The 21,927-nt window shown below is 66.8% G+C and carries 22 protein-coding genes; 5 read left to right on the top strand and 17 right to left on the bottom strand.

What is annotated here, in order from left to right; genetic code table 11:
- Positions 1 to 40 precede the first annotated feature (40 nt).
- Entirely contained in the window at positions 41 to 352 is a 312-nt protein-coding gene (locus ACXAD2_RS27230; RefSeq protein ID WP_475177676.1) for an antibiotic biosynthesis monooxygenase family protein, read from the top strand.
- On the opposite strand, the gene ACXAD2_RS27225 is transcribed toward ACXAD2_RS27230, so the two are convergent.
- Together ACXAD2_RS27225 and ACXAD2_RS27220 are read right to left on the bottom strand one after the other, a co-directional pair.
- Positions 339 to 932: a histidine phosphatase family protein gene (locus tag ACXAD2_RS27225; protein WP_475178423.1), complete on the bottom strand. Its 594-nt coding sequence runs from the start codon at positions 930 to 932 to the stop codon at positions 339 to 341. The two genes, ACXAD2_RS27230 and ACXAD2_RS27225, sit on opposite strands and share 14 nt — an antisense overlap.
- A 43-nt stretch (positions 933 to 975) precedes the next feature.
- Positions 976 to 2,952, bottom strand: a complete 1,977-nt coding sequence (locus tag ACXAD2_RS27220; protein WP_475177672.1) for a bifunctional 2',3'-cyclic-nucleotide 2'-phosphodiesterase/3'-nucleotidase — start codon at positions 2,950 to 2,952, stop codon at positions 976 to 978.
- Positions 2,953 to 3,269: 317 nt separating this feature from the next.
- On the opposite strand from ACXAD2_RS27220, the gene nudC reads away from it, so the two are divergent.
- Together nudC and ACXAD2_RS27210 are read left to right on the top strand one after the other, a co-directional pair.
- Positions 3,270 to 4,229: an NAD(+) diphosphatase gene (nudC, locus tag ACXAD2_RS27215; RefSeq protein ID WP_475177669.1), complete on the top strand. Its 960-nt coding sequence runs from the start codon at positions 3,270 to 3,272 to the stop codon at positions 4,227 to 4,229.
- A gap of 48 nt (positions 4,230 to 4,277) precedes the next feature.
- A complete protein-coding gene (locus ACXAD2_RS27210) occupies positions 4,278 to 4,748 on the top strand; it encodes an SRPBCC family protein (protein ID WP_224903984.1) in 471 nt (156 codons plus the stop codon).
- A 24-nt stretch (positions 4,749 to 4,772) separates the two neighbouring features.
- Here ACXAD2_RS27210 and xylB read toward each other — a convergent pair whose 3' ends face one another.
- From xylB to ACXAD2_RS27190, 4 genes are all read right to left on the bottom strand, one after another.
- A complete protein-coding gene (xylB, locus tag ACXAD2_RS27205; RefSeq protein ID WP_475177665.1) occupies positions 4,773 to 6,227 on the bottom strand; it encodes a xylulokinase in 1,455 nt (484 codons plus the stop codon).
- A gap of 75 nt (positions 6,228 to 6,302) precedes the next feature.
- On the bottom strand, positions 6,303 to 6,935 hold the full coding sequence (locus tag ACXAD2_RS27200) for an ATP-binding cassette domain-containing protein (protein WP_475177660.1): 633 nt from the start codon (positions 6,933 to 6,935) through the stop codon (positions 6,303 to 6,305).
- A gap of 1 nt (position 6,936) precedes the next feature.
- Entirely contained in the window at positions 6,937 to 8,628 is a 1,692-nt protein-coding gene (locus ACXAD2_RS27195; RefSeq protein ID WP_475177656.1) for an ABC transporter permease, read from the bottom strand.
- Positions 8,629 to 8,652: 24 nt separating this feature from the next.
- Positions 8,653 to 9,879: an ABC transporter substrate-binding protein gene (locus ACXAD2_RS27190; protein WP_475178421.1), complete on the bottom strand. Its 1,227-nt coding sequence runs from the start codon at positions 9,877 to 9,879 to the stop codon at positions 8,653 to 8,655.
- Positions 9,880 to 10,073: 194 nt separating this feature from the next.
- On the opposite strand from ACXAD2_RS27190, the gene ACXAD2_RS27185 reads away from it, so the two are divergent.
- The gene (locus tag ACXAD2_RS27185; protein WP_475177653.1) at positions 10,074 to 10,667 is read left to right on the top strand and encodes a class I SAM-dependent methyltransferase; all 594 of its coding nucleotides are present in this window, start codon (positions 10,074 to 10,076) and stop codon (positions 10,665 to 10,667) included.
- A gap of 21 nt (positions 10,668 to 10,688) precedes the next feature.
- Here the strand turns inward: ACXAD2_RS27185 and gph are convergent, their stop codons facing one another.
- The 11 genes from gph to coxB form a co-directional block, all read right to left on the bottom strand.
- Positions 10,689 to 11,357 carry a phosphoglycolate phosphatase gene (gph, locus tag ACXAD2_RS27180; protein WP_475177649.1) on the bottom strand — a complete coding sequence of 223 codons (669 nt, stop codon included), beginning with the start codon at positions 11,355 to 11,357 and terminating at the stop codon, positions 10,689 to 10,691.
- A 138-nt stretch (positions 11,358 to 11,495) separates the two neighbouring features.
- Positions 11,496 to 12,341 (bottom strand): MBL fold metallo-hydrolase, encoded by an 846-nt coding sequence (locus ACXAD2_RS27175; RefSeq protein ID WP_475177646.1) that lies wholly within the window; start codon positions 12,339 to 12,341, stop codon positions 11,496 to 11,498.
- A 95-nt stretch (positions 12,342 to 12,436) separates the two neighbouring features.
- Entirely contained in the window at positions 12,437 to 13,021 is a 585-nt protein-coding gene (locus ACXAD2_RS27170; RefSeq protein ID WP_066107544.1) for a GNAT family N-acetyltransferase, read from the bottom strand.
- On the bottom strand, positions 13,021 to 14,283 hold the full coding sequence (locus ACXAD2_RS27165) for a M16 family metallopeptidase (RefSeq protein WP_475177639.1): 1,263 nt from the start codon (positions 14,281 to 14,283) through the stop codon (positions 13,021 to 13,023). Before ACXAD2_RS27165 ends, ACXAD2_RS27170 begins: the two co-directional genes overlap by 1 nt.
- A complete protein-coding gene (gene thrC, locus ACXAD2_RS27160; protein WP_475178419.1) occupies positions 14,280 to 15,668 on the bottom strand; it encodes a threonine synthase in 1,389 nt (462 codons plus the stop codon). The genes ACXAD2_RS27165 and thrC overlap by 4 nt, the downstream gene beginning before the upstream one ends.
- Before the next feature lie 24 nt (positions 15,669 to 15,692).
- On the bottom strand, positions 15,693 to 16,370 hold the full coding sequence (locus ACXAD2_RS27155; protein WP_475177634.1) for an SURF1 family protein: 678 nt from the start codon (positions 16,368 to 16,370) through the stop codon (positions 15,693 to 15,695).
- A 314-nt stretch (positions 16,371 to 16,684) separates the two neighbouring features.
- The gene (locus ACXAD2_RS27150; protein ID WP_066107531.1) at positions 16,685 to 17,485 is read right to left on the bottom strand and encodes a cytochrome c oxidase subunit 3; all 801 of its coding nucleotides are present in this window, start codon (positions 17,483 to 17,485) and stop codon (positions 16,685 to 16,687) included.
- Between the two features lie 26 nt (positions 17,486 to 17,511).
- Entirely contained in the window at positions 17,512 to 18,105 is a 594-nt protein-coding gene (locus ACXAD2_RS27145; protein ID WP_475177626.1) for a cytochrome c oxidase assembly protein, read from the bottom strand.
- The gene (locus ACXAD2_RS27140) at positions 18,095 to 18,274 is read right to left on the bottom strand and encodes a hypothetical protein (protein ID WP_475177622.1); all 180 of its coding nucleotides are present in this window, start codon (positions 18,272 to 18,274) and stop codon (positions 18,095 to 18,097) included. The genes ACXAD2_RS27145 and ACXAD2_RS27140 overlap by 11 nt, the downstream gene beginning before the upstream one ends.
- Before the next feature lie 2 nt (positions 18,275 to 18,276).
- Positions 18,277 to 19,254 (bottom strand): heme o synthase, encoded by a 978-nt coding sequence (gene cyoE / locus ACXAD2_RS27135; protein ID WP_475177619.1) that lies wholly within the window; start codon positions 19,252 to 19,254, stop codon positions 18,277 to 18,279.
- Between the two features lie 68 nt (positions 19,255 to 19,322).
- On the bottom strand, positions 19,323 to 20,204 hold the full coding sequence (gene coxB / locus ACXAD2_RS27130; protein WP_475177617.1) for a cytochrome c oxidase subunit II: 882 nt from the start codon (positions 20,202 to 20,204) through the stop codon (positions 19,323 to 19,325).
- A 188-nt stretch (positions 20,205 to 20,392) separates the two neighbouring features.
- Between coxB and tldD the strand changes: the two genes are divergently transcribed.
- The gene (tldD, locus tag ACXAD2_RS27125) at positions 20,393 to 21,814 is read left to right on the top strand and encodes a metalloprotease TldD (protein WP_164183569.1); all 1,422 of its coding nucleotides are present in this window, start codon (positions 20,393 to 20,395) and stop codon (positions 21,812 to 21,814) included.
- The last annotated feature ends 113 nt before the right edge of the window (positions 21,815 to 21,927 follow it).

Genomic DNA, 21,927 nt, shown 5'->3' with positions numbered 1-21,927 from the left:
CAGGCCCCCCGATATCGCGCGATACAAGGAGGGTGGTTCGATGATCATGCGTATTTTCCAGGTCGTGACGCGGCCCGGCAAGGAAGAGGAATTCGCCGAATTTTTCCATACGATCGCCATTCCGCTGCTGCGGCGGACCGAAGGGATCGTCGAGGTGCTGCCCGGCGCGGCACGGCCCGAGAGCCCGCGGGAGTTTTCCGTGGTCATGGTCTGGCGCGATCTGGCCTCGCTCAAGGCCTTCGCGGATGAGGACTACACCCGCCCGCATGTGGACCCGGCAGAAGAGGACCTCGTCGAGAGCCGGCTGATCCGCCACTACGAACTGGTCGACGATGGCGTTATCCGGCGCTGAGCCGCTCCATCGGCTGCCAGCCGGTCAGCACGGCGCGCGGCGTCCAAGTAAAGGCAAAGACGTTGCCGCCGCCGCCCGGCCCTTGGTCGTGGGCGCGGCTGATGGGCTTGCCCGCCAGCGCGCACCACAGCAGCGTGCCCACGCCGCCATGGCCGACAAAGAGCGTGTCGCCCTGGCTCGGCTGGCTCGGCTGGGCGAGGCAGTCGCTCACCTCTTTGAGAATACGCGCCTGCGCATCCGCGGCGCGCTCCCAGCCTCGGACCGAGGCTTCGGGTTCGGCAAAGAAACGATCGGCGGTCTCTTCGAACTCAGCGGGCGGTAGAAAGCCCGTAGCGCTGCGGTCGTTCTCATGCATCGCGGGGCGTACCTCGAGCCGCAGGCCAAGCGCCTCGGCCAAGGGCTGCGCGGTTTCCAGAGCCTTGGTCTCGTCGCTGGAGATCACCCGCGTGGTGCCCTGAAGCGCGCCGCTTGCGGCCAGCGCCGCGACCCGCGCCATGCCGACATCGCTCAGGTGCCAGCGCGGCACGTCGCGCGTCGGGTCGACGGTGATCTGCGGGTGGGTGAGATAGCGGCACAGCATGGGCAAGGGAGAGGGGGCGCTGTGATGCGCCCCCGGTCGGTGCTCAGAGTGTCACGCGGAACTGGGCGTAGCCATCGGCGTTGTCGCCCGCATCCTCAATGTCGAGCGCGACGCTCTCCATGTAATCGCGCGCCTTGGGGCCGGTCTCGAACAGCACCGTGGTGCCCTCCATCGGCGCGAAGCTCCAATTGTCGTCGGCCGAAGGGTTGATGGTGCCCTGCTCGACGATGTAGCGCACGATGACGTCGCGGTTGGTGTCCGGCGCTTCGAAGACGATGGTGTCCCCCTTGGCACCGGGGAAGCTGCCGCCGCCCGAGGCGCGGTAGTTGTTGGTGGCGATGATGAACTCGGCCTCCGGGTCAATCGGCGCACCATCGTAGCTGAGGTTGACGATCCGATTGGTGCCCTCGTTCACCACATTGCCATCGCGGTCGAACATCGCGGGCTGCGACAGGTCGATCTGATAGGTCACGCCGTCGATCACGTCGAAGTTGTAGCTCGGGAAGTCGGGGTTCAGCAGCGGCGCATCACTGGAACCGGGCTCGATCTGGTTGAACATGCCCGCCGAACGCTCCAGCCAGTTCTTCACCTGCGCGCCGGTCACCTTCACCGCGCGCACCGTGTTGGGATAGAGGTAGAGGTCGGCGACGTTCTTGATCGCGATCGGGCCCTTGGGCACATCGGTGTAATACTCCGGCCCGCCGCGGCCGCCGGCCTTGAACGGCGCCGCCGCCGAGAGGATCGGCAGCCCCTCGTATTCGGTGCCCTGCATCATCTGTGCGATGTACCAGCTCTGCGCGATCGAGACGATCTGCACCGAAGGGTCATCCGCCACCAGCGCGAAATAGGAATAGAGCGGCGCCGAGGTCTCGCCCACCGCGCGTCGCACGTAATCCAGCGTGGCCTCATGCTCGGGGCGGATCGAGTCGAGCACCTCTTCATCGTCACCAACCAGCGCGGTGACCTTGCGATCCTCGCCACGCTCGTAGATCGGGCGGGCCTCGGAGGTGGTGGAGACCACCTTCCATGCGTTGCCGTCGCGCTCGAGCAGCAGGTCGATGAGCCCCATGTGCGAGCCCCAGAAGCCGCCCATGACCGCGGGCTTGCCGTGGATGGTGCCGGCGGCAAGGTCGATGGCATCGCGCCCGTCGTAATCGGCCGACGGGAAGACGAGGTGGCTGTGACCGGTCATCAGCGCGTCGATCCCGTCGACGGCGGCCAGCGGCACCGAGGCGTTCTCCATCCCGTCCTCATGCTGCGCCGCGCCGATGCCCGAGTGCGACAGCGCGATGATGATCTCGGCGCCCTCTTCCTTCATCTGCGGCACCCATGCCTCGGCGGTGGTGACGATGTCGCGCGCCGCGACGTTGCCTTCAAGGTGCTTGCGGTCCCAGTTCATCACCTGCGGCGGGGTGAAGCCGATGATACCGACGCGGATCGAATGGGTGTTGCCCGCACCGTCGGTGATCTCGCGGTCGAGGATCACATAGGGTTTGAACAGCGTCTCATCCTCGCGCGGGGTCGCGCCCTGTGTCTTGGCGATATTGGCCAGCACGATGGGGAAATTCGCCCCGGCGGCGGATTTCTCGAGGAAGCCGAGCCCGTAGTTGAACTCATGGTTGCCGATGGTGCCCGCGTCATAGCCCAGCGTGTTCATCGCGGTGATGACCGGGTGCATGTCGCCGTCTTTCATGCCGCGCTCATAGGCGATGTAATCGCCCAGCGGGTTGCCCTGCAGGAAGTCGCCATTGTCGACCAGCATCGCGTTCGTCGCCTCGGCGCGGATGCTCTCGATGATCGAGGCTGTGCGCGACAGGCCGACCGTGTCCACCGGCTTGTCGGCGTAATAGTCATAGGGGAAGACATGCACGTGCAGGTCGGTGGTTTCCATGATGCGCAGATGCGCCTGATTGGCCGCGGCGCGGGCGGAATAGGGGTGCAGCGCGATCAGCGCACCGGTTGCGGCGCTGCCGGCGAGAAAGCCTCGGCGGCTGATCGGGGCTTGGGGAAAACGGCGCATCATGCTCTCCTTCGAGTGTAGTCGCTGCCCGGAATAGTGCAGCTTCAAGACAGTCTTGCAACGGTTGCGCTCCGCACGTCCGCGTGTGGCAGGCTGACGTGGCGCCAAGCGCTGCACAGCTGTGCGCTGCGGCAGGCGGCGCGCCGTGCGTATTTTTAAAGAGAAGAAGCAGGGGGCGCGGCTTGTCCTTCTTCTCTTTCGAAATACGCCGGGGAGCGCGAGGGGCAGCGCCCCTCGCAGAGCCTGTGGGCTAGGGGCGTCGGTTGCCACCCCGCGCCGTGCGTGCCATGGCTTGCGCACTCAGCAGGAGGCAGCGCATGCAGCAGGCGGAACAGGTGACTTTCGGCGGATCGGGGCTCGATCGTGCGGCGGAGATGCGGGGCGACATCCCGGCGCTCGCGGCGGCGATGCAGCGCCCGGGCGCGCGCGGCGTGGTGCTTTGGCGGGGCAAGCCGCTGTTGCAGGGCGAGGAGGCGGCCGAGCTACTGCGGCTGCCGCTCGACCATCCGCTGCTCGCCGCCGCAAGCGCCCGCCCGGTGCTGCTCGGGCGCGAGGCGGGCGAGGTGGTGCTGGCCTATGACATCTCGGGCTGGGAGCCGGACGCGCCGCAGGGTGAGGGCTTTGTGGATCACAGCGTGCAGACCCATCCGGACGCGCCTGAGGGCAGCCGCTTCGTCGAGTTGCGCATGCAGCTCATCACCTTGAGCCCGCGTGACGCGGAACTGGCCGCCACCGCCAAGGCGATCCTCGGCTGGCACGAGGCGCATGGGTTCTGTTCCCGTTGCGGGGCCGCGTCGGAGGTGACGCAGGCGGGCTGGCAGCGGGTGTGCCCGGCCTGCGGCGCGCCGCATTTTCCGCGCACCGACCCGGTTGTCATCATGCTGATCACCCGCGGCAATTCCTGCCTTCTGGGACGCTCGCCCGGCTGGCCCGAGGGGATGTATTCCTGCCTGGCGGGCTTCATCGAGCCCGGCGAGGCGATCGAGGCGGCGGTGCGCCGCGAGGTGATGGAGGAAACCGGAATCGAGGTCGGCGAGGTGAGCTACCTGTCGAGCCAGCCTTGGCCCTTCCCCGCTTCGCTGATGCTTGGCTGTCACGGCGCGGCGCTCAGCGAAGAGATCACCATCGATCCCGATGAAATCGAACACGCGCAATGGGTCAGCCGCGAGGATCTGGCCGAGGCGTTCGCGGGCAACCTGCCGGGGCTGCAGCCGGCGCGGCGTGGCTCCATCGCCAACTTCCTGCTGCGCAACTGGCTTGCAGACCGCCTCGATTAAGACAAAATGCGGCGATAACGATTTAGAAACGGTTACTCGAGGCAGTTGATGGACATATCCACGAAGGAAGACATTGAGGTCCCGGTCGACCGGGTCTTCGCCGAAGCGACGAATTTCGATCATCTGGAACGGCAGATCATGCGGCGCGGGATCGAGTTGCGCCGGGTGCCGACGGGCACCGATGGCGATGCCGGGCCGCAGATGGCTTGGGAGGCGGAGTTCACCTTTCGTGGCAAGACCCGCAAGGCGTCGATCGCGCTTGTGGAGCAGGACACGCCCAACCTGCTGGTCTATCGCAGCCTCTCGGACGGGCTGGAGGTTCTGACGCGCATCGAGTTCGTCGCCCTGTCGCGCAGCCGCACCCGCGTGGCGATGCAGGTGGCGCTGCAGCCCAAAACGCTTTCGGCGCGGCTCATGGTGCAATCGCTGAAACTGGCGCGTGCCAGTATCGAGAAGAAGTTTCGCGTGCGCATGGCCGAATATGCTGGCACCGTCGAGGCGCGGCTCAAGCAGGCCTGAGCGGGCGCTTGGCCGGGCGCTGCCTTAGCGCGGCGCGGCCAGCGGCTTGAGCGCAGCGTAAAGCGCGCGCCAGTTCTGCAAGCGCTCCAGCATCGGCTCCGAGGCGGCGGGCGCGAAAATCCGCAGCGCCTCGGGGCGACGCGCGAGGTCGCCACGCGACAGCGCGCCGACCGCCAGCGCCGCGAGTTTGGCCGCGCCCAGCGACGGGCCGAAGGTGGCACCGTCGGGACGGAAGAGCTGCAGACCGCTGGCATCGCTGACCGCCTGCAGCAGCGCATCGCTCTGCGCGCCGCCGCCAAGCGCGGGCAGCGGGGCGAGCCCCTCGGCGGCGGATCCGAAACTCTCCACCGCATCGGCAAAGCAGAAGGCCACAGCCTCGACCACCGCGCGCATCATCGCAGCGCGGCTGGTGCTGTCTTCGAGACCAAAGAAGCCGCCGCGAATGTGCGGATCGCCATGCGGGCTGCGCTCGCCGGTGAGATAGGGCAGGAACAGCGGCACGCGGGCCTCGGGCACGGTCGCCGCCTCCTCCAGCAAGGGGCCGATCTCGGCCCCGGCGATGCCAGCGAACCACGCCAGTGGTCGTGCGCCATTGAGCATCGCCGCCATCTGATACCAGCGGTCGGGCAGCGTATGGGCAAAGGCATGCACATAGGCCCCGGGATTGGGCTGATAATGGGTGCCTGCCAGCAGCAGCTGCCCCGAAGTGCCAAGCGAGATCTGCCCCGTGCCATCCTCGACGGCTCCGACGGCGACGGCACCGGTGGCCGCATCACCGCCGCCGGTGACGATCTTCACCGAGGGCTGCAGCCCAAGCTCGGCGGCCAGTGCCGGGCGGATCAGCCCCGCGACCTCATGCCCGTCCAGAACCTGCGGCAGCCAGTCAGGGTCGGTGTCGCTGGCGGCGCAGAGCCGCTCTGACCAGCGCCGGGCCTTCTGGTCGTACCACAGCGTGCCCGCCGCATCCGAAGGGTCGGTGGCATAGGTGCCATGGAGGCGAAAGCCGAGGTAATCCTTGGGCAGCAGGATATGCGCGATACGGGCGTGGATCTGCGGCTCGTGCCGCGCCAGCCACATCAGCTTTGGCGCGGTGAAGCCGGGCAGGGGCGGCACGCCGGCGAGGGTGCCGATCTCCGGCACGGCGGCGCGCAGGGCGGTGCATTCCGCATGCGCCCGCCCGTCGTTCCACAGCATCGCCGGGCGCAGCACCGCGCCTGCGCCGTCCAGCAGCACCGCCCCATGCATCTGCCCCGAAAGCCCGATGGCGGTCACCGCGCGCCGCTCGGCGTCGGAGAGCGGCTCTAGGATCTCGGCCAGCACCGCGCGGGCGGCCTGCCACCACGCCTCGGGGTCTTGTTCGGAGGCATAGGGCATGGGCGAGGCGCTATGCAGGGCGCGCCGCGCCTCGGCGCGGGGCACCCCGGCGTCGCAGAGCACCGCGATCACCGAACTGGTGCCGAGGTCCAATCCAATTTCCAAGACAGTTCTCCTCCCACGATCCCTGTCGCCTTCCGCGCCGACCATTTCGCGGATCGGCTGCCGCCGCAAGGGGGGTCAGCCGAGCTCGATCACCTGTCCCCCGGCGGCCTCGGCGTCGGCGGGATCATGCGTCACCAGCAGCACCGGAAGCCCCTGCGCCCGGGCGCGCTCGAACACGAGGCTGCGGATCTGGCCGCGCAGCGCGGCGTCGAGTTTCGAGAAGGGCTCGTCGAGCAGCAGGGCGCGCGGCTCCGACAGCAGCATGCGCATCAGCGCCACCCGTGCCTTCTGCCCGCCCGAGAGCGTGGCGGGATCGCGGCTGGCATAGCCCGCGAGCCCGATCTCGGAGAGCGCGGCGTCGATGCGGGCGCGGCGTGCTTTGCCGCGCAATTGCGGCGGCAGGCCAAAGCCGAGGTTGCCGCCCACCGACAGATGCGGAAACAGCAGTTCGTCCTGAAAGAGAATGCCGACGCGGCGGCGCTCGGGGGGCAGCGCGGTGATGTCCTGCCCATCAAGCGTGATGCGCCCGGTGAGGCCGAAGCCCGGCGCGAGCGTGCCGATGATCGCGGCCAGGAGCGTGGATTTACCCGAGCCGGAGGGCCCCATGATGGTCAGCACCTCGCCCGGCGCGACGCGCGCGTCGAGGCTCAGAAGCGGCGCGCCCTGCCGGGTGATGCGCAGGGTCTCGAAATGCAAACCGGAGGTCATGTCAGGCACCATGCCGCATTCCCCGCCGGTTGCGCCAGACCAGCGCCGGGATCAGCAGCGCCAGCGCGAAGGGCAGAAACGCGGCAGAGGTCTGGGCAAGCGCGGTCACGCCGATCACCCGCCGGTCGCCGCCAGAGGCCAGCGCCACCGCCTCGGTGGTCAGCGTCGGAACCCGGCCTCCGCCGATCAGCAGGGTCGGCAGATATTGCCCGACGCTGACCGCGGCGCTGACCGCCGCGGCGGTCAGCAGCGGGCGCAGCAACAGCGGCAGGCGCACGCGCCAGAAGGTGGCGCTGGCGCCCTTGCCGAGCGCATGGGCCACCGCGGCATAGCGCGGATCGAGCGCGCGAAAGGGGTCGGACAGCGACAGGAAGGCATAGGGCAGCACAAAGACCACATGCGCTGCGATCACCGCCGCAAGCGTGCCGTCGAGCCCGGTTATCAGCCCGGCCACCTGCAGCCCCGGCAGAAAGGCGATCTGCGGCACCAGAAGCGGCAGGTAGAGCAGCCAGAGCGCGCGGGTTCCCGGGCGCAAACCGTGGCGCTGCTCGGCCTCCAGACAGGCGGTGGTGAGGAGCATCGCGATGGCGCTCGAGGCTGCGGCGATCAGCAGGGTCCGCCCAAAGAGCGACAAAAGGTCGGGTCCGTAGCGCATCCAGCTGCGCAGGCTCCAGCCCTGCGGCAATAGTTCGGGAAAGCGCCAGAGCCCGGCCAGAGACCACAGCGCAAGCCCCGCCAGCCCCAACAGCACCAGCGCAGCGCAGAGCGCGCCGAGCCCCAGCCCCACGGTGCGCCACAGCGGCTCGACGTGGCCGCGGCCCCCAGCCACCAGCCAGCGCGCCGACAGACGGGCGAGCGCCGCCTCGCCAAAGCGCCAGAGCCCCAGCGCCGCCAGCGTCAGCCCCAGCAGCAGCAAGGCCCCGGCGGCGGCTTGTAGGCGCAGCGCCAGATCGGGATCGTTCATCCATTTCAGCACCTGCACGGCCAAGGGCGGCGGCGTGCCCGGCCCAAGGATCATCGCCACATCCACCGCCGAAAGCGAATAGGCCAGCACCGCATAGACCGGCAGGCGGATCTGTGGGTAGAGCCTTGGCAGGACGGTCTTTATCCAGCCAGACACCCGCCCGTATCCCAGCGCCTGCGCGGTTGCGAGGCTTTGGTCCGGGCGCAGCGCGGGCAGCGCGGCGAGGCTCATCAGCAGCAGGAAGGGCATTTCCTTCACCACCAGCCCGGCGATCAGCGACAGGCCCCATGGGTCTTGCAAGATCAGCAGGTCGGGCGGGCGCTCCCAGCCCAGCGGCAGCGCGATCAGCCGCGCGATCCAGCCCGAGGGGGCGATCAGGAACGCAAGGCCGAAGGCGGCGGCGGCATGGGGCACCGACAGCAGCGGCGAGAGTGCCCGCTCAAGCGCCCGGAAGGGCCGCGTGCCCTGCCAGCCGGCGCAGATCAGCAGGGTCAATGCCAGCGACAGGGCGGTGGCCGCAAGCCCGGTGAAAAGGCTCAGCAGCACGGCGCGGGACAGACCCGGCCAGCCCAGAAGTGCGCGCAAAGGATCGAGGCTCAGCTCATCCGCCCCCAGCGCGGGCAGCAGGCCAAAGGCAGGCGCCACTGTCCCGAGGAGGCCCGCTGCCACCGGCCCGAGCAGCGCCAGCAGCGTCAGAGCGGGTGCCGCGCGGGTCAGAGACAGGCGCATCAGAGGCTCATTCCCGGCGCCCGCTCAGGGCGCGACGCCGTAGCGTGCGGTCCAGCCTTCTTCGAGCTTCTCCATCCACGAGGGATGCGGCTCTGGCAGGGTAGGGCCAAGCTCCTCGGGGGTCAGCGTGGCGATGCCCACCGGAATCTCGTCAAAGAGGCGCACGTCGTCATCCGAAAGCTTCTCCATCGCCAGCACCGTGCCGAAGCCCAGCTCGTCGGGGCTGGCCATACGCGCCTGTGCCTGCGGCGAGAGCAGCAGGTTGGCGATCACCATGGCACCGGCCTTGGCATTGGCGTTGTAGGGGATGGCGACAAAGCTGGCGTTGCCAAGCGAGCCGCCGTCGAGGACGAAGCTGCGCACGCTCTCGGGCAGTTGGAAGTTGGCGATGGCGTTGGAGGCGGCGTTGGGGTTGAACTCGAAACCGATGTCGATCTCGTTGTCGGCCATCAGTTGGATCATCCGCTGCGCGTTCTGCGGATAGGCCTTGCCCTGCCGCCACAGGTTCGGCGTCAGCGTATCGAGCCAGTCCCACAGCGGCGCGGTGGCGGCCTCATAGTCGGCTTCTGTGACCGGGGCCGAGAGCACCTCGGGGTCGGGGGTCAACTCGATCAGCGCCTGCTTGAGGAAGGTGGAGCCAAGGAAATCCGGCGGCTGCGGGTAGGTGAAACGGCCGGGGTTCTCGGCGGCCCATTCGGCCAGCGCAGCCATGCTGCGCGGCGGCTCGGGCAGGCGGGCGGTGTCATGATAGAACACCAGCTGCGCCATGCCCCACGGGCTTTCCATACCGCTCGTCGGCACGGTGAAATCGGCGGTCAGCGCGGCGTTGGCTTCGGGGTCGGTCAGCTGCCAGTTCGGCAGGTCCTCTGACCACGGGCCAAAGAGCAGCCCTTGCCGCTTCATCGCCGCGAAATTCTCGCCGTTGATCCAGATGAGGTCGATCGCGCCGCCAGCGTCTTTCCCCGCGCCTTTCTCGGCCAGCACGCGGCTCACCGCCTCGGCGGTGTCCGAAAGCTTCACATGCTCGAGCGTGACGCCATATTGTTCCTGCGCCAGATCGCCGATCCAGTCAATGAAGGCATTGACGTTCTCGGCCCCGCCCCAAGCGTTCCAATAGACGGTCTGACCCTCCGCCTCGGCCAGAACCGCGGGCCAGTCGGCGGGATCAGCTTCGGCATTCGGAGTTTCTGCGGCGGCGAAACCGGCGCTGGCGAGGGTGGCGGCAAGGGAGAGCGGCAGGCTCTGGCGCATGAGACGGCGGAACATCGCGCGGGACTTTCTTGTTGTGCCGCGACCTGCGGCGCTTTTGTGCTATATGGTGTCATGTTGTCGCAAGCACGCCGCCCTCCGGTCAACTGACAAAAGGGTGCGAACGGTTACAGCGGGCTTGCAGCCTTCGGGCAGCTTTCTATCTGAAGCATAAGAATTTTCCAGGAGCGTTGCTGATGTGGGATGAAAGATATTCCGTCGAGGATTATGTGTTCGGAACCGAGCCCTCGGGCTTCCTCACGCGCCGTGATCACTGGCTCAAACGTGGCGCAAAGGCGCTTTGCGTGGCCGACGGCGAGGGGCGCAACTCGGTGTATCTCGCCGAGCAGGGGCTGCAAGTCACCGCGTGGGACGGATCGCCAGCCGCGGTCGCCAAGGCGCGCAAGCTGGCCACGGCGCGCGGCGTCGAGGTCGATTATTCGGTGCAGGACGTCTTCGAGTGGGACTGGCCCGAGGGGGCTTATGACCTCGTGGTCGGTATCTTCATCCAGTTCCTGCCGCCCGAAGGGCGCGATCAGCTGTTCAAGAAGATGGCGGCGGCGCTGAAACCGGGCGGCGTGCTGATGCTGCATGGCTACACGCCCAAGCAGTTGCACTATGGCACCGGCGGCCCGAAGCAGCGCGAGAACCTCTACACCGCCGAACTGCTGCGCCGGCTTTTCGCGGATATGCGCATTCAGGTGCTCGAGGATTATGAGCTCGACATCAACGAAGGCAGCGGACACGTCGGGCGATCGGCGCTGATCGATCTGGTCGCGGTCAAACGCTAGCGGCGGCGCTTTGGGGCGGCCTCAGGCTTCGAGGCCGCCGAAATGCTGGGCGACGATGCCCGGCAACTGATCCCAATGGTCGAAGGCGTAGGTATGGGGCAACTCGTCGAGCGCCGCCTTGCGATAGCCCTCTGTGTAGATCGCGAAGGGAATGTTTGCGCGCGCGGCTGTTTCGGCGTCCACCTCGCTGTCGCCCACATAAAGGCCGGGACCGGTGCCAAGCGCCTGCATCACCTCGATCAGCGGCGCGGGATCGGGTTTGCGCACCGGCAGGCTGTCGCCGCTGGCGACCGAGCGCATGTAGTCCGTCAGCCCGAAATGCGACAGCGCGATATGGGTGGGAGCCTCGGGCTTATTGGTGCAAAGCCCCATGGCGCAGCCGAGAAGCTCGAGCTGCGCTAGCGCGTCCATGACACCGGGATAGAGCACGGTCAGCTGCGGTGCGTGGTTGTATTCCGTCATGAACTTGCCAAGCAGGCGCTCATGCGCCTGCGCGTCGCCGCCGAGGCCGACCGCCTCGACCACGCGGGCGATCAGCACCGGCGCGCCATGGCCGATGAAGCTGCGCGCCTGTGCAAAGGTGATCTCGGGCAGCCCCTCGTCGCGCAGCACCACGTTGGCGGCGCGGTGCAGGTCGGGCGCGCTGTCGATCAGCGTGCCATCAAGGTCGAAGACAACGGATTTCATCATGCGGCGCAGCCCGTGCTGCGGGGCGTGAAGACGAGAGGCATGGCGCGGTATCCTTTTCCTTGGCACCGCGGGACGGCGGCGCAGGGGCACGGGGGCATACTGATGCCTCGGCACCGCCACGTCCAGCGGCGCGCGGCCTCACTCGCGCAGCCATTGCGGCTGCAGCACGATCACCGTGGGCTGCGCGGGCAACTCGCGCAGGCTGACCACCAGCTCCGGCCCGTCGCGGCGCTCGACCGGGAAAGTGTCCGAGACATCGGCGACGAAGCGCTCCAGCGAAGTGCCCGAGAACCAGTGCATCGGGATGATCACCGAACTGCGCAGCCGCTCGACCACCCGCACCATGCCATCGAGGGCCATCGTATATCCGCCATCTACCGGCACCATCAGCACGTCGAGCCGCCCGAGCGCGGCGTATTGCTCGTCATTGGGCTCGTGGTGGAGATGGCCAAGATGGCCGATGCACAGCCCCTCGACCTCGAAGACAAAGATCGAATTGCCGCGCTCCTCGGTCCCGCCATAGGATGAGCGGATGTCGGTCGAGACGTTGCGCACCAGCATCTCGCCAAGGTCGAGGTAATGGTCGATGCCCTGTCCAAACTCGCCCCAGCCTTCGAGCACATGCGGGATGGCCGGATCGGGGGCGGCGGTCCAATGGCTGGAATGGGCGTGGTTCATGGTGACGACATCGGGGATCATCGGCACGTTGCCGATGTAGCCGGTGAAATCGGTCACCGCGTTCAGCCCGCCACGGGTCTGGATCAGAAAGGCGGCATGGCCGAGGTATTGGATGCGCACCGAATATTCGGGCACCGGATCGGTCCAGGCGGCCTTGTGCAGATACTGCAGCCCGGGCGCCGCATCGGCGATCGCGATGCAATGCGAGGGGCGGCGGCTCTCCTGCGCCGAGGCGGGCAGGGCGGTGAGCAGGGACAGCAGGGCGAGGGCGTAAGCAGTGACTTGGGCAAGGGCAGGGCGCGGCATGGCAGGCCTCCTTTCCAGAGACAGCCTAAGCGCGTATCCCTCGCAGCGGTGTTGAAATTTACGTGGGGTAAGCTTTGGGCAGCGCGAGGATGCGCTCAGCCGACCTGCGTGCGGCCGCGCCGGTCGAGCCGCAGCGAGCTGTAAAGCACATGGGTGCGCCAGCGCCCGTTGATCTGCAGGTAACTCTGCGCCACGCCCTCATACTTGAAGCCGGAGCTTTCCAAGAGCCCGCGCGAGGCGACGTTTTCCGGCAGGCAGGCGGCCTCGATGCGGCTGAGGTCCATCTGGGTGAAGGCGTGATGCACCAGCGAGGCGATGGCCTCGCGCATGTAGCCATGCCGGGCAAAGGGCAGGCCGGTCCAATAGCCCAGCGTGCCCGACTGCGCCGGCCCGCGGCGGATGTTGTCGAGGGTGATCGCGCCCACCAGCACCGAATCCTCGCGCCGGACGAGGAACAGCGGCACCGCGGTGCCGCCGATGATCGAGCGATTGGCCCAGTAGACGCGGTTGGTGAAGGCGCGGCGCGACAGGTGATCCTCGGCCCAGGAGGGCTCCCAGGGGGTGAGGTAATCCTTGCTCTCGAGCCGCAGCGCCACCCAGGCGTTGAAATCGCCATGCATCGGCGGCCGCAGGATCAGACGCTCGGTGTCGAGCCTGAACTTCCGCCGCCGCCCCAGCATCAGGCTGCCCGCTGCGCCTGAAGGTCGTCCAGCCCCGGCGCACCGGCCACCGGCCCGTAGAGCGCCAGCGCCGCGGGCGCGTCGGTGGCCACCTGTTCGGCGAAGTCGCGGACGTCGCCGGTGGTCACATTGTCGATCTTCTCGACCGTCTCTTCGATCGGCGGCACCTTGCCCCAGATCTGCACCATGCGGGCCATGCGCTCGGCCCGGCTCGACGAGCTTTCCAGCCCCATCAGCAGCCCGGCCTTCATTTGCGCGCGGGCGCGGGCGACCTCTTCGGGGCTCATGTCGTCGGCAGCGCGCTTCATCTCGTCGATGGTCAGCCGCGCCAGCGCACCAACCTCTTCGCCCGAGGTCCCGGCATAGATCGTGTTGAGCCCGGTCTCGGCATAGGCACCGGTCTGCGAGAAGATCGTGTAGCACAGGCCCCGCTTCTCGCGGATTTCCTGAAACAGCCGCGAGGACATGCCGCCACCAAGCGCGATCGAATAGATCTGCGCGGTGTAGAAGTTCGGATCGCGATAGCCCGGACCTTCGAACGCCAGCGCCATATGCGCCTGTTCGAGGGTCTTCTCGCGGCGGATCTCGCCGCCGGTGAATTTCGCGTGCTCCAGACCCGGTGCCGAGCGGGCAACCATACCGCCAAAGAGCGCCTCGGCCTGCGCCACCAGCGCGTCGTGGTCCACCGACCCGGCCGCCGAGAGGATCATCTGCCCCGGCCCGTACTGCTCGGCCACGAACGTCGCCAGATCGTCGCGCCCGAAGCTGCGCACATTGGCCTCTTCGCCAAGGATGGTGCGCCCCAGCGCCTGATCGCTATAGGCGCGTTCTTGCAGCCAGTCGAAGATCACGTCGTCGGGCGTGTCCAGCGCCTGACCGATCTCCTGCAGGATCACGTGGCGCTCGGTCTCGATCTCCTTGGGCTCGAAGATCGGGTTCAGAAGGATGTCGCCGATGACATCCATCGCCAGCTTGCAATCCTGCTCCAGTACGCGGGCGTAATAGGCGGTCACCTCGCGCGAGGTATAGGCGTTGATATAGCCGCCAACATCCTCGATCGCCTCGGCGATCTGCAGCGCGGTGCGGGTCTTGGTGCCCTTGAACGCCATATGTTCGAGGAAATGGGCGATGCCGTTCTGCTCCAGCCGCTCGTTGCGGCCGCCAGCGGTCACCCAGATCCCGAGGGTGGAGGATTGCAGGCCCGGCATCTGTTCAGAGACGATGCGAAAGCCGTTCTTGAGGGTGGTCAGTTGCACGGTCACTTGGCGATACGCTCCCGGATCAGGGTTTCGAGGGCGGAAAGGTCGTTGGGCACGCGGGTCACGCGCTCTTCGCGATCAAAGAGGTCACCCATCCGCTCGGGCAGGGGCGGGCGGATGCCGCTGGCCTTTTCCACGGCGTCGGGGAATTTCGCCGGATGCGCGGTGGCCAGCGTGATCATCGGCACGGCGGGCGTGCGATGCTCTTCGGCGACCTTCACGCCGATGGCGGAATGCGGGCAGAGAAGCTCGCCCATGGTCTTGTTTGCCCCGGCGATCGTGGCCAGCGTGTCCTCTTCCGAGGCGCGGCCACTCTCGAAATGCTCGCGCAGCGCCTGCAGCGCGCCCTGGCTCACATGGAAGCCGCCCGCCTTGAGCTCGTCCATCAGCTGGCCCACGGCGGCGCCATCGCGCCCGTAGGCATCAAACAGCGCGCGCTCAAAGTTGGAGCTGACCTGAATGTCCATCGAGGGGCTGATCGACGGGTGCACTTCCGAGGTCTGGTAATCGCCGGTCGAGAGGCAGCGGTGCAGAATGTCGTTCTGGTTGGTGGCCACCACCAGCCGGTCGATCGGCAGGCCCATCTTCTTGGCGATATAGCCCGCGAAGATGTCGCCGAAGTTGCCGGTGGGCACGGTGAAGCTGACTTTGCGGTCGGGCGCGCCAAGCGAGACCGCCGACGAGAAGTAGTAGACGACCTGCGCCAGCACCCGCGCCCAGTTGATCGAGTTCACACCCGCCAGCCGCACTTCGTCGCGGAAGGCGAAATCGTTGAACATGTCCTTGAGCTTGGCCTGGCAGTCGTCGAAATGCCCGTCGAGCGCCAGCGCATGCACGTTGGCCTCGGACGGCGTGGTCATCTGGCGGCGCTGCACTTCCGAGACGCGGCCATGCGGGAAGAGGATGAAGACATCCACCGCGTCGAGCCCCTTGAAGGCCTCGATCGCCGCCGAGCCGGTGTCGCCCGAGGTGGCGCCGACGATGGTCACCCGCTCGCCGCGGCGCGTCAGCGCCTCTTGGAAGAGCTGGCCGATCAGCTGCATGGCGAAGTCTTTGAACGCCAGCGTCGGCCCATGGAAAAGCTCCAGCAGGAAGTGGTTCGGCGCCAGCTGCACCAGCGGCGCGCGGGCGCTGTGGCCGAATCCGGCATAGGCCTTGGAGATCAGATCGCCAAAGGTCTCGTCGCTGAAGCTGTCGCCAACGAAGGGGCGCATGACGCGGAAGGCCACTTCCTCGTAGGACAGGCCGTTCAGCGCGCGGATGTCGCCGGGGGTCATCACCGGCACAGTCTCGGGCACATAGAGGCCGCCGTCACGGGCGAGGCCGGACAGCATGGCCTCTTCGAAGCTGAGCGCCGGGGCTTTGCCGCGGGTGGAGATATAGCGCATAGGGCTCTGGGGGCTCATGGGGGCTCAGGCCTTTCCTGTCTTGGACTGCCGGCGGATGTAATAGCCGGTCATGATCAGCCACACCACGGCCAGCGAGAACCAGGTGATGGCATATTGCAGGTGATCGTTGGGGATGCCGCTGCGGCTCACCGGCAGCGGCTGGATGTCGGGATCGCGCGGGCTGGTGCTGCGCGCCACGACGAGCAGAGGCTCGGTCTGCAGCTCTTCGGCCATCGCTCCGATATCGCGGGCGAACCAGATGTTGCCGGTGATATCGTTCGCGGGGGTCGAGCTGTTGCGCTCGTCGGGCCAGTGCAGATTGCCCGTCGCCTCGGCGGGGCCGGTGTAGCGGATGGCGTCTTTCTGCGCGCTGGCGGTGAAGCCGCGGTCGAGAAGGATCAGCCGCCCGCCCTCGGTGCGGAACGGCGAGATGATCCGGTAGCCTGCGCCCACCTGTTTCTGGCTGACCAGCACGCGGATCTCGCCGGGCAGGATCTCGCCATTGAGCGCCACCGGCATATAGCGCTGCTCGGTCGGCGAGATCAGCGTCGGCAAAGGCTGCGCCACGCCTTCGATGCGCGCGTCGATATCGGCCAGAACCGCCTCTTTCCACTCCAGGCGGCGCAGCTGCCAGCTGCCGAGCGATATCAGGATCGCGGCGCCGATCAGGCCAAAGAGGAGGGGGGCGAGGTAGCGGGTCAAGTAAGTCCGGGTCCGGGTTCAGGGCGCTGGCGCGTCCCGCCTGCTTTAGCGCCTCAGCGCGGGGCACATCAAGGCGCGATTGCTGCCGCGTTGCAAGGCGAAAAGGACAGGCTTCGGAAGAAGGGGCGCTGCCCCCGTCGCGCGGTGCGCGACTCCCCCGGCGTATTTGGAAAGAGAAGAAGACCGGGCGCTTCTTCTCTTTCCAAATACGCACGGCGGGGCGCCGGCCACGGGCGGCGGGCTGATCAAACGCGAAACGCCCGCCAGGGGGCGGGCGTCTGCGGTGCGGTCTGCAACGAGGTCGCGGGCTGAGCTCAGCCGCCCCAGATGTAGATCGAGGCGAAGAGGAACAGCCACACCACGTCGACGAAGTGCCAGTACCAGGCGGCGGCTTCGAAGCCCACGTGTTTGTCGGGGGTGAAATCGCCGCGCATCAGGCGCAGCAGGCACACGAAGAGGAAGATCGTGCCGATGATCACATGCATGCCGTGAAAGCCCGTCGCCATGAAGAAGTTGGCGCCGTAGATGTTGCCCGAGAAACCAAAGGCCGCGTGGCTGTACTCATAGGCCTGGAACACGGTGAAGAGCACGCCGAGCGCGATGCCGATGGTTAGGCCCCACTTCATGTCTTCGCGGTTGTTCTCATGCACCAGCGCGTGGTGCGCCCAGGTGACCGCGGCGCCCGAGCAGAGCAGGATCAGCGTGTTGATCAGCGGCAGGTGCCAGGGATCGAAGGTCTCGATTCCAGCCGGCGGCCAGACGCCGTCGACCGCCGGGCTGTTCGGGCCCATCGGGTAGAGCGCGTGTTTGAAGAACGACCAGAACCAGGCGAGGAAGAACATCACCTCGGACATGATGAAGAGGATGAAGCCGTACTTCAGGCCGATCTGCACCACCGGGGTGTGATCGCCGACGCGGCTTTCGACCACCACTTCGGACCACCAGCCGAACATTGTGTAAAGCACGCCGACAAAGCCCGCGAGGAAGATCCACGGTCCGCTGTCGTGCATCCACAGCACCGCCCCGAAGAGCATGACGAAGGCCGAGGCCGAGCCGATCAGCGGCCAGGCGGATGGGGGCAATATGTGGTAGTCGTGGTTCTTAGCATGCGCCATCTCGTTATCCCTCGTTGGTCAGGCGGTCAGTTCACGGAGCTTTCGTCCGGTTTCGTGTCGAGAGCGGCCTGTATCTCCTCCAAAGTCTCCTCTGGCAGGTCGATCTCGTAGAAAGTGTAGCTGAGCGTGATGTGCTTGGCGAACTTCGCGTCGGGATCGTTGACGATCTCGGGGTCGACGTAAAAGCTCACCGGCATTTCCACCCGCTCGCCGGGCATCAGCACCTGCTCGGTGAAGCAGAAGCATTCGATCTTGTTGAAATACGCGCCGGCATCGAAAGGCGCGACGTTATAGGCGGCCTGCCCGGCGATCGGGCGGTCGGTGGGGTTGTAGGCCTCGTAGAAGGCCAGCCCGTCCTCGCCGATGCGCAGGGTCATCTCGGTCTGCATCGGCTTGAAGTCCCACGGCATGCCGCGTTCCTTCGAGGCATCGAAGCGGATTTTGATGGTCTGGTCGAGCACGCCCGAAGAGGCGCCGGTGGCGACATTGGTCGTGCCGCCATAGCCGGTGACCCGGCAGAACCAGTTGTAGAACGGCACCGCTGCCCAGGCCATGGCGCCCATGAAGACGACCACGCCGATCAGCGACCAGAGGGTTCTGGTGGTGCCCTTAGTTGCCATTGGCGGCCTCGCTCCCCTGCAGCTCGGGCGTAGACGCGTAGTCTCCGCTGCCGATCTTGACGAGGGTCATGCCGAAAACGATGGCGATGAACGCCGCCAGCACCAGCCCGACGCCGATGTTGCGGCCCCGGCGCCGCTGGTGCAGTTCGTGTTCGTGCGCGATGCCCATTCTCAGCCTCCGATGGTCCAGCCGCCGAGCGCCAGGTCTATGCCGAAACGGTCGAGCCCGGCTTCCACCAGGATCGCGCCGAAATGGGCGAAGAGATACAGCAGCGAGAGCTTGAAGAAGCTCCTCTCGGTCTTGAAGTTGTCCGCCTCGGACATGGTCTCGTCGCGGCGGAAGATATTCCATGCGCCCTTCAGGAAGAGCGCGTTCAGCACCACGGCCACGGCCAGATAGACCGGCCCGCCGACCGAGGTGAAGCCGGTGCCGATGGCCAGAGCGGCGAGCAGCACGGTGTAGACGAGGATGTGCACACGGGTCGAGCGGCGGCCATGGGTGACCGTCAGCATCGGCACATTGGCGTCGTCGTAATCCGAGCGCATGAAGAGCGCGAGCGCCCAGAAGTGCGGCGGCGTCCACATGAAGGTCAGGCAGAACATCAGCACCGCCTCGATGCTCACCGAGCCGGTTGCCGCGGCCCAGCCGATCATCGGGGGGAAGGCGCCCGCGGCGCCGCCGATGACGATGTTCTGCGGCGTCGAGCGCTTCAGCCACATGGTGTAGATCACCACGTAGAAGAAGATGGTGAAGGCCAGCAGCGCGCCCGCGAGGATATTGGTGGCGAGCGCGAGGAAGACGCAGGAGAAGGCCGAGAGCGCGAGGCCGATGGCCAGCGCCTCGCCGGGCTGCACCCGGCCCGAGGGGATCGGCCGCTTGACCGTGCGCTTCATCACTGCGTCGATGTCTGCGTCCCACCACATATTGAGCGCGCCCGAGGCACCGCCGCCGACGGCGATGAACAGCACGGCGCAGAAACCGATGAACGGGTGGACCGGGACCGGGGCCGCCAGCAGGCCGACGAAGGCGGTGAACACCACCAGAGTCATGACGCGCGGCTTGAGCAGGGCGAAGTAATCGCCGAACTGCGCGTCGTATTCGGAGGCGCGTGCCGCGGGGGCTGCCGTGTTGGTGGTGAGGTCGCTCATTTCCGGTCTCGATTCAGCTTGTGGCGACGCGCCCTCCTCCTCGGGGCGCGCCGCCTTGTTTCAAAGGATCAGGAGGCGGCGAGAAACTCGCGCACATCCAGATAGCCGCCATCTTCCTGCGATGCGGCGAGCCAGGCGTCATAGGCTTCCTGGCTGACCACCTTGACGGTGATCGGCATGTAAGCGTGGCTGATGCCACAGAGTTCCGAGCATTGGCCGAAGAACACGCCTTCGCGCTCGGGTTTGAACCACAGCTCGGCGATGCGGCCGGGCACGGCGTCCTGTTTCACACCGAAGGCCGGGATGGTCCAGGAGTGGATCACATCGGCGCCGGTGACCTGCATCACCACGGTCTTGCCGACCGGCACCACGACGGCGCTGTCGGTGGCCAGAAGGAACTCGCTGTCGCTGTAGCCCGCTTCCTGCAGCTGCGCCGAGACATCCGCGTTGAAACGGTTGTCGCCACCGGTGGCCGGCGCGCCGATCATGTAGCTGTCATAGGCCAGATCGGTGCCGACATATTCATAGCCCCAGTACCACTGATAGCCGGTGACCTTGATCACGATGTCGCCTTCGGGGATTTCCTGCTGCTTGAACAGCACCGGCAGCGAGAAGGCACCGATCACCACGAGGATCACGATGGGGCCAAGCGTCCACGCGATTTCCAGCGGCGAGTTGTGGGTGAAGCTCTTCGGGTTGGGGTTCTTCTTGGCATTGAAGCGGACCACGGCGTAGGCCAGCAGCGCAATGACGAAGATGCAGATCGCGGTGATGATCACGAGCAGCATGCCGTCGAGCCACTGAAGGTCACGGGCCAGCTCCGTCGCGGCTGGCTGGAAGCCGATTCCGCCCGCCTGTGGTTGGCCGACCAGTTCCAGCGAGTCCTGCGCCATCGCGGGCGCGGCGGTCACGCCGAAAATGAGTCCTGCCAGCATAGAAAGTTTACGCATGTATCACCTGATCCGGTTGTCATTCTTCTCTTGCGGACAGGAGGAATGAGCCCCGGACCGCAGCCCGAAGAGAGTCCTCCCCTAGATATGCTCTTTAAAAAGCACATTGCGTCCCTCAAATAAAGATGAACGCTTGCGGCAAAAGCGCACTTTTTTGATCCAGATCAAAATACCAGAGGAAGATACCTATGAGCGAAAGCCCGTTCCGGCCCTTCGAAACCGCCCTCGACCTGGATCGCACCCTTGCGCAGCTGCGTAATGCTGTCGCAGGCGCGGACGATGGTGAGTTGTTCCTTGAAAGGCGTCGCGCCGAGGCTCTGGTGCTCGACGACGGACGAATCAGAACCGCCAGCTACGACGCCTCCGAGGGTTTCGGCCTGCGCGCAGTGCGCGGCGAGGTCGCTGGCTACGCCCATGCCACCGAGATCTCGGAAAAGGCCATCTCGCGCGCCGTGGAAACCGCGCGGCTCGCGGTGGGCGATGGCGGCGGCGTGCTGGCCCCGCCGCCCGCAGGCACCAACCACAAGCTCTATACCGACGCCGACCCGATCGCCGGTCACAGCTTTGCGGTGAAGCTCGATACGCTGCGCGAGATCGACGCCTTCACCCGCGATCTCGACAGCCGCGTGGTGCAGGTCACCGCGACCATCGCTGCCTCCTGTCAGGAGGTTTCGATCCTGCGCCCCGAGGGCGGGCTGGTCAGCGACACGCGCCCGATGACCCGTGTGACGGTCAGCGTGATCGTCGAGGAGAACGGTCGCCGCGAGCAAGGCAGCGCCTCGGGCGGCGGGCGGTTCCTGCTGGACGGGCTGCTGGAGCCTGCGGCGTGGCAGGCACAGGCCCGCGAAGCACTGCGCGTGGCGCTGGTGAACCTGCGCGCCGAGGATGCGCCGGCGGGCGTCATGGACATCGTGCTTGGGCCGGGCTGGCCGGGCATCCTGCTGCATGAGGCGGTGGGCCACGGTCTGGAGGGTGATTTCAACCGCAAGGGCAGCTCGGCCTTTGCCGGGCTCATGGGCCAGCGCGTCGCCGCGCCCGGGGTCACGGTGGTCGATGACGGCACCATGCCGGACCGGCGCGGCTCGATCTCGGTGGATGACGAGGGCACGCCCTCGGCGCGCAACGTGCTGATCGAGGACGGGATCCTCGTGGGCTATATGCAGGACCGGCAGAACGCCCGGCTGATGGGCGTCGAAGCCACCGGCAATGGCCGCCGCGAGAGCTATGCCCATGCGCCGATGCCGCGGATGACCAACACGATCATGGAGGGCGGCGACGCCGATCCGCAGGACATCGTGGCCGATCTCAAGGACGGGATCTGGGCCACCGGGTTTGGCGGCGGTCAGGTGGACATCACCAATGGCAAATTCGTCTTCTCCTGCACCGAGGCCTACCGGGTGAAAGACGGCAAGGTCGGCGCGCCGGTGAAGGGTGCGACGCTGATCGGCGACGGCGCCACCGCGCTGCAGCACGTGCGCGCGCTTGGCAACGATATGGCGCTGGACCCGGGCATGGGCAACTGCGGCAAGCAGGGGCAATGGGTGCCGGTGGGCGTGGGCCAGCCGACGGTGATGATCGGCGGGCTGACGGTGGGCGGCGCGGGCAGCTGAGCCGCCGCGCCTCTGCGGCTGCGGCAGCGCGGCGGCGGGGTTTTCACCTGCGTATTTGGAAAAAGAAGAAGCGAGGGGGGCTGTGATGGCCCCCCGCGTGTTTTGTGCTTCAC

This window comes from Salipiger sp. ABN3_019 (genome assembly GCF_056158605.1).
The sequence above is the reverse complement of the archived record's forward strand: the minus strand, read 5'-3'. Positions and strand labels throughout refer to the sequence as shown.

Excerpts from the sequence above, each read along its gene's own strand:
- ACXAD2_RS27230 (WP_475177676.1), top strand. The coding sequence starts at position 41 with ATGATCATGCGTATTTTCCAGGTCGTGACGCGGCCCGGCAAGGAAGAG.
- ACXAD2_RS27225 (WP_475178423.1), bottom strand. The coding sequence starts at position 932 with ATGCTGTGCCGCTATCTCACCCACCCGCAGATCACCGTCGACCCGACG.
- ACXAD2_RS27220 (WP_475177672.1), bottom strand. The coding sequence starts at position 2,952 with ATGCGCCGTTTTCCCCAAGCCCCGATCAGCCGCCGAGGCTTTCTCGCC.
- nudC (WP_475177669.1), top strand. The coding sequence starts at position 3,270 with ATGCAGCAGGCGGAACAGGTGACTTTCGGCGGATCGGGGCTCGATCGT.
- ACXAD2_RS27210 (WP_224903984.1), top strand. The coding sequence starts at position 4,278 with ATGGACATATCCACGAAGGAAGACATTGAGGTCCCGGTCGACCGGGTC.
- ACXAD2_RS27200 (WP_475177660.1), bottom strand. The coding sequence starts at position 6,935 with ATGACCTCCGGTTTGCATTTCGAGACCCTGCGCATCACCCGGCAGGGC.
- ACXAD2_RS27195 (WP_475177656.1), bottom strand. The coding sequence starts at position 8,628 with ATGCGCCTGTCTCTGACCCGCGCGGCACCCGCTCTGACGCTGCTGGCG.
- ACXAD2_RS27190 (WP_475178421.1), bottom strand. The coding sequence starts at position 9,879 with ATGCGCCAGAGCCTGCCGCTCTCCCTTGCCGCCACCCTCGCCAGCGCC.
- ACXAD2_RS27185 (WP_475177653.1), top strand. The coding sequence starts at position 10,074 with ATGTGGGATGAAAGATATTCCGTCGAGGATTATGTGTTCGGAACCGAG.
- gph (WP_475177649.1), bottom strand. The coding sequence starts at position 11,357 with ATGATGAAATCCGTTGTCTTCGACCTTGATGGCACGCTGATCGACAGC.
- ACXAD2_RS27175 (WP_475177646.1), bottom strand. The coding sequence starts at position 12,341 with ATGCCGCGCCCTGCCCTTGCCCAAGTCACTGCTTACGCCCTCGCCCTG.
- ACXAD2_RS27170 (WP_066107544.1), bottom strand. The coding sequence starts at position 13,021 with ATGCTGGGGCGGCGGCGGAAGTTCAGGCTCGACACCGAGCGTCTGATC.
- thrC (WP_475178419.1), bottom strand. The coding sequence starts at position 15,668 with ATGCGCTATATCTCCACCCGCGGCAAAGCCCCGGCGCTCAGCTTCGAA.
- ACXAD2_RS27150 (WP_066107531.1), bottom strand. The coding sequence starts at position 17,485 with ATGGCGCATGCTAAGAACCACGACTACCACATATTGCCCCCATCCGCC.
- ACXAD2_RS27145 (WP_475177626.1), bottom strand. The coding sequence starts at position 18,105 with ATGGCAACTAAGGGCACCACCAGAACCCTCTGGTCGCTGATCGGCGTG.
- ACXAD2_RS27140 (WP_475177622.1), bottom strand. The coding sequence starts at position 18,274 with ATGGGCATCGCGCACGAACACGAACTGCACCAGCGGCGCCGGGGCCGC.
- cyoE (WP_475177619.1), bottom strand. The coding sequence starts at position 19,254 with ATGAGCGACCTCACCACCAACACGGCAGCCCCCGCGGCACGCGCCTCC.
- coxB (WP_475177617.1), bottom strand. The coding sequence starts at position 20,204 with ATGCGTAAACTTTCTATGCTGGCAGGACTCATTTTCGGCGTGACCGCC.
- tldD (WP_164183569.1), top strand. The coding sequence starts at position 20,393 with ATGAGCGAAAGCCCGTTCCGGCCCTTCGAAACCGCCCTCGACCTGGAT.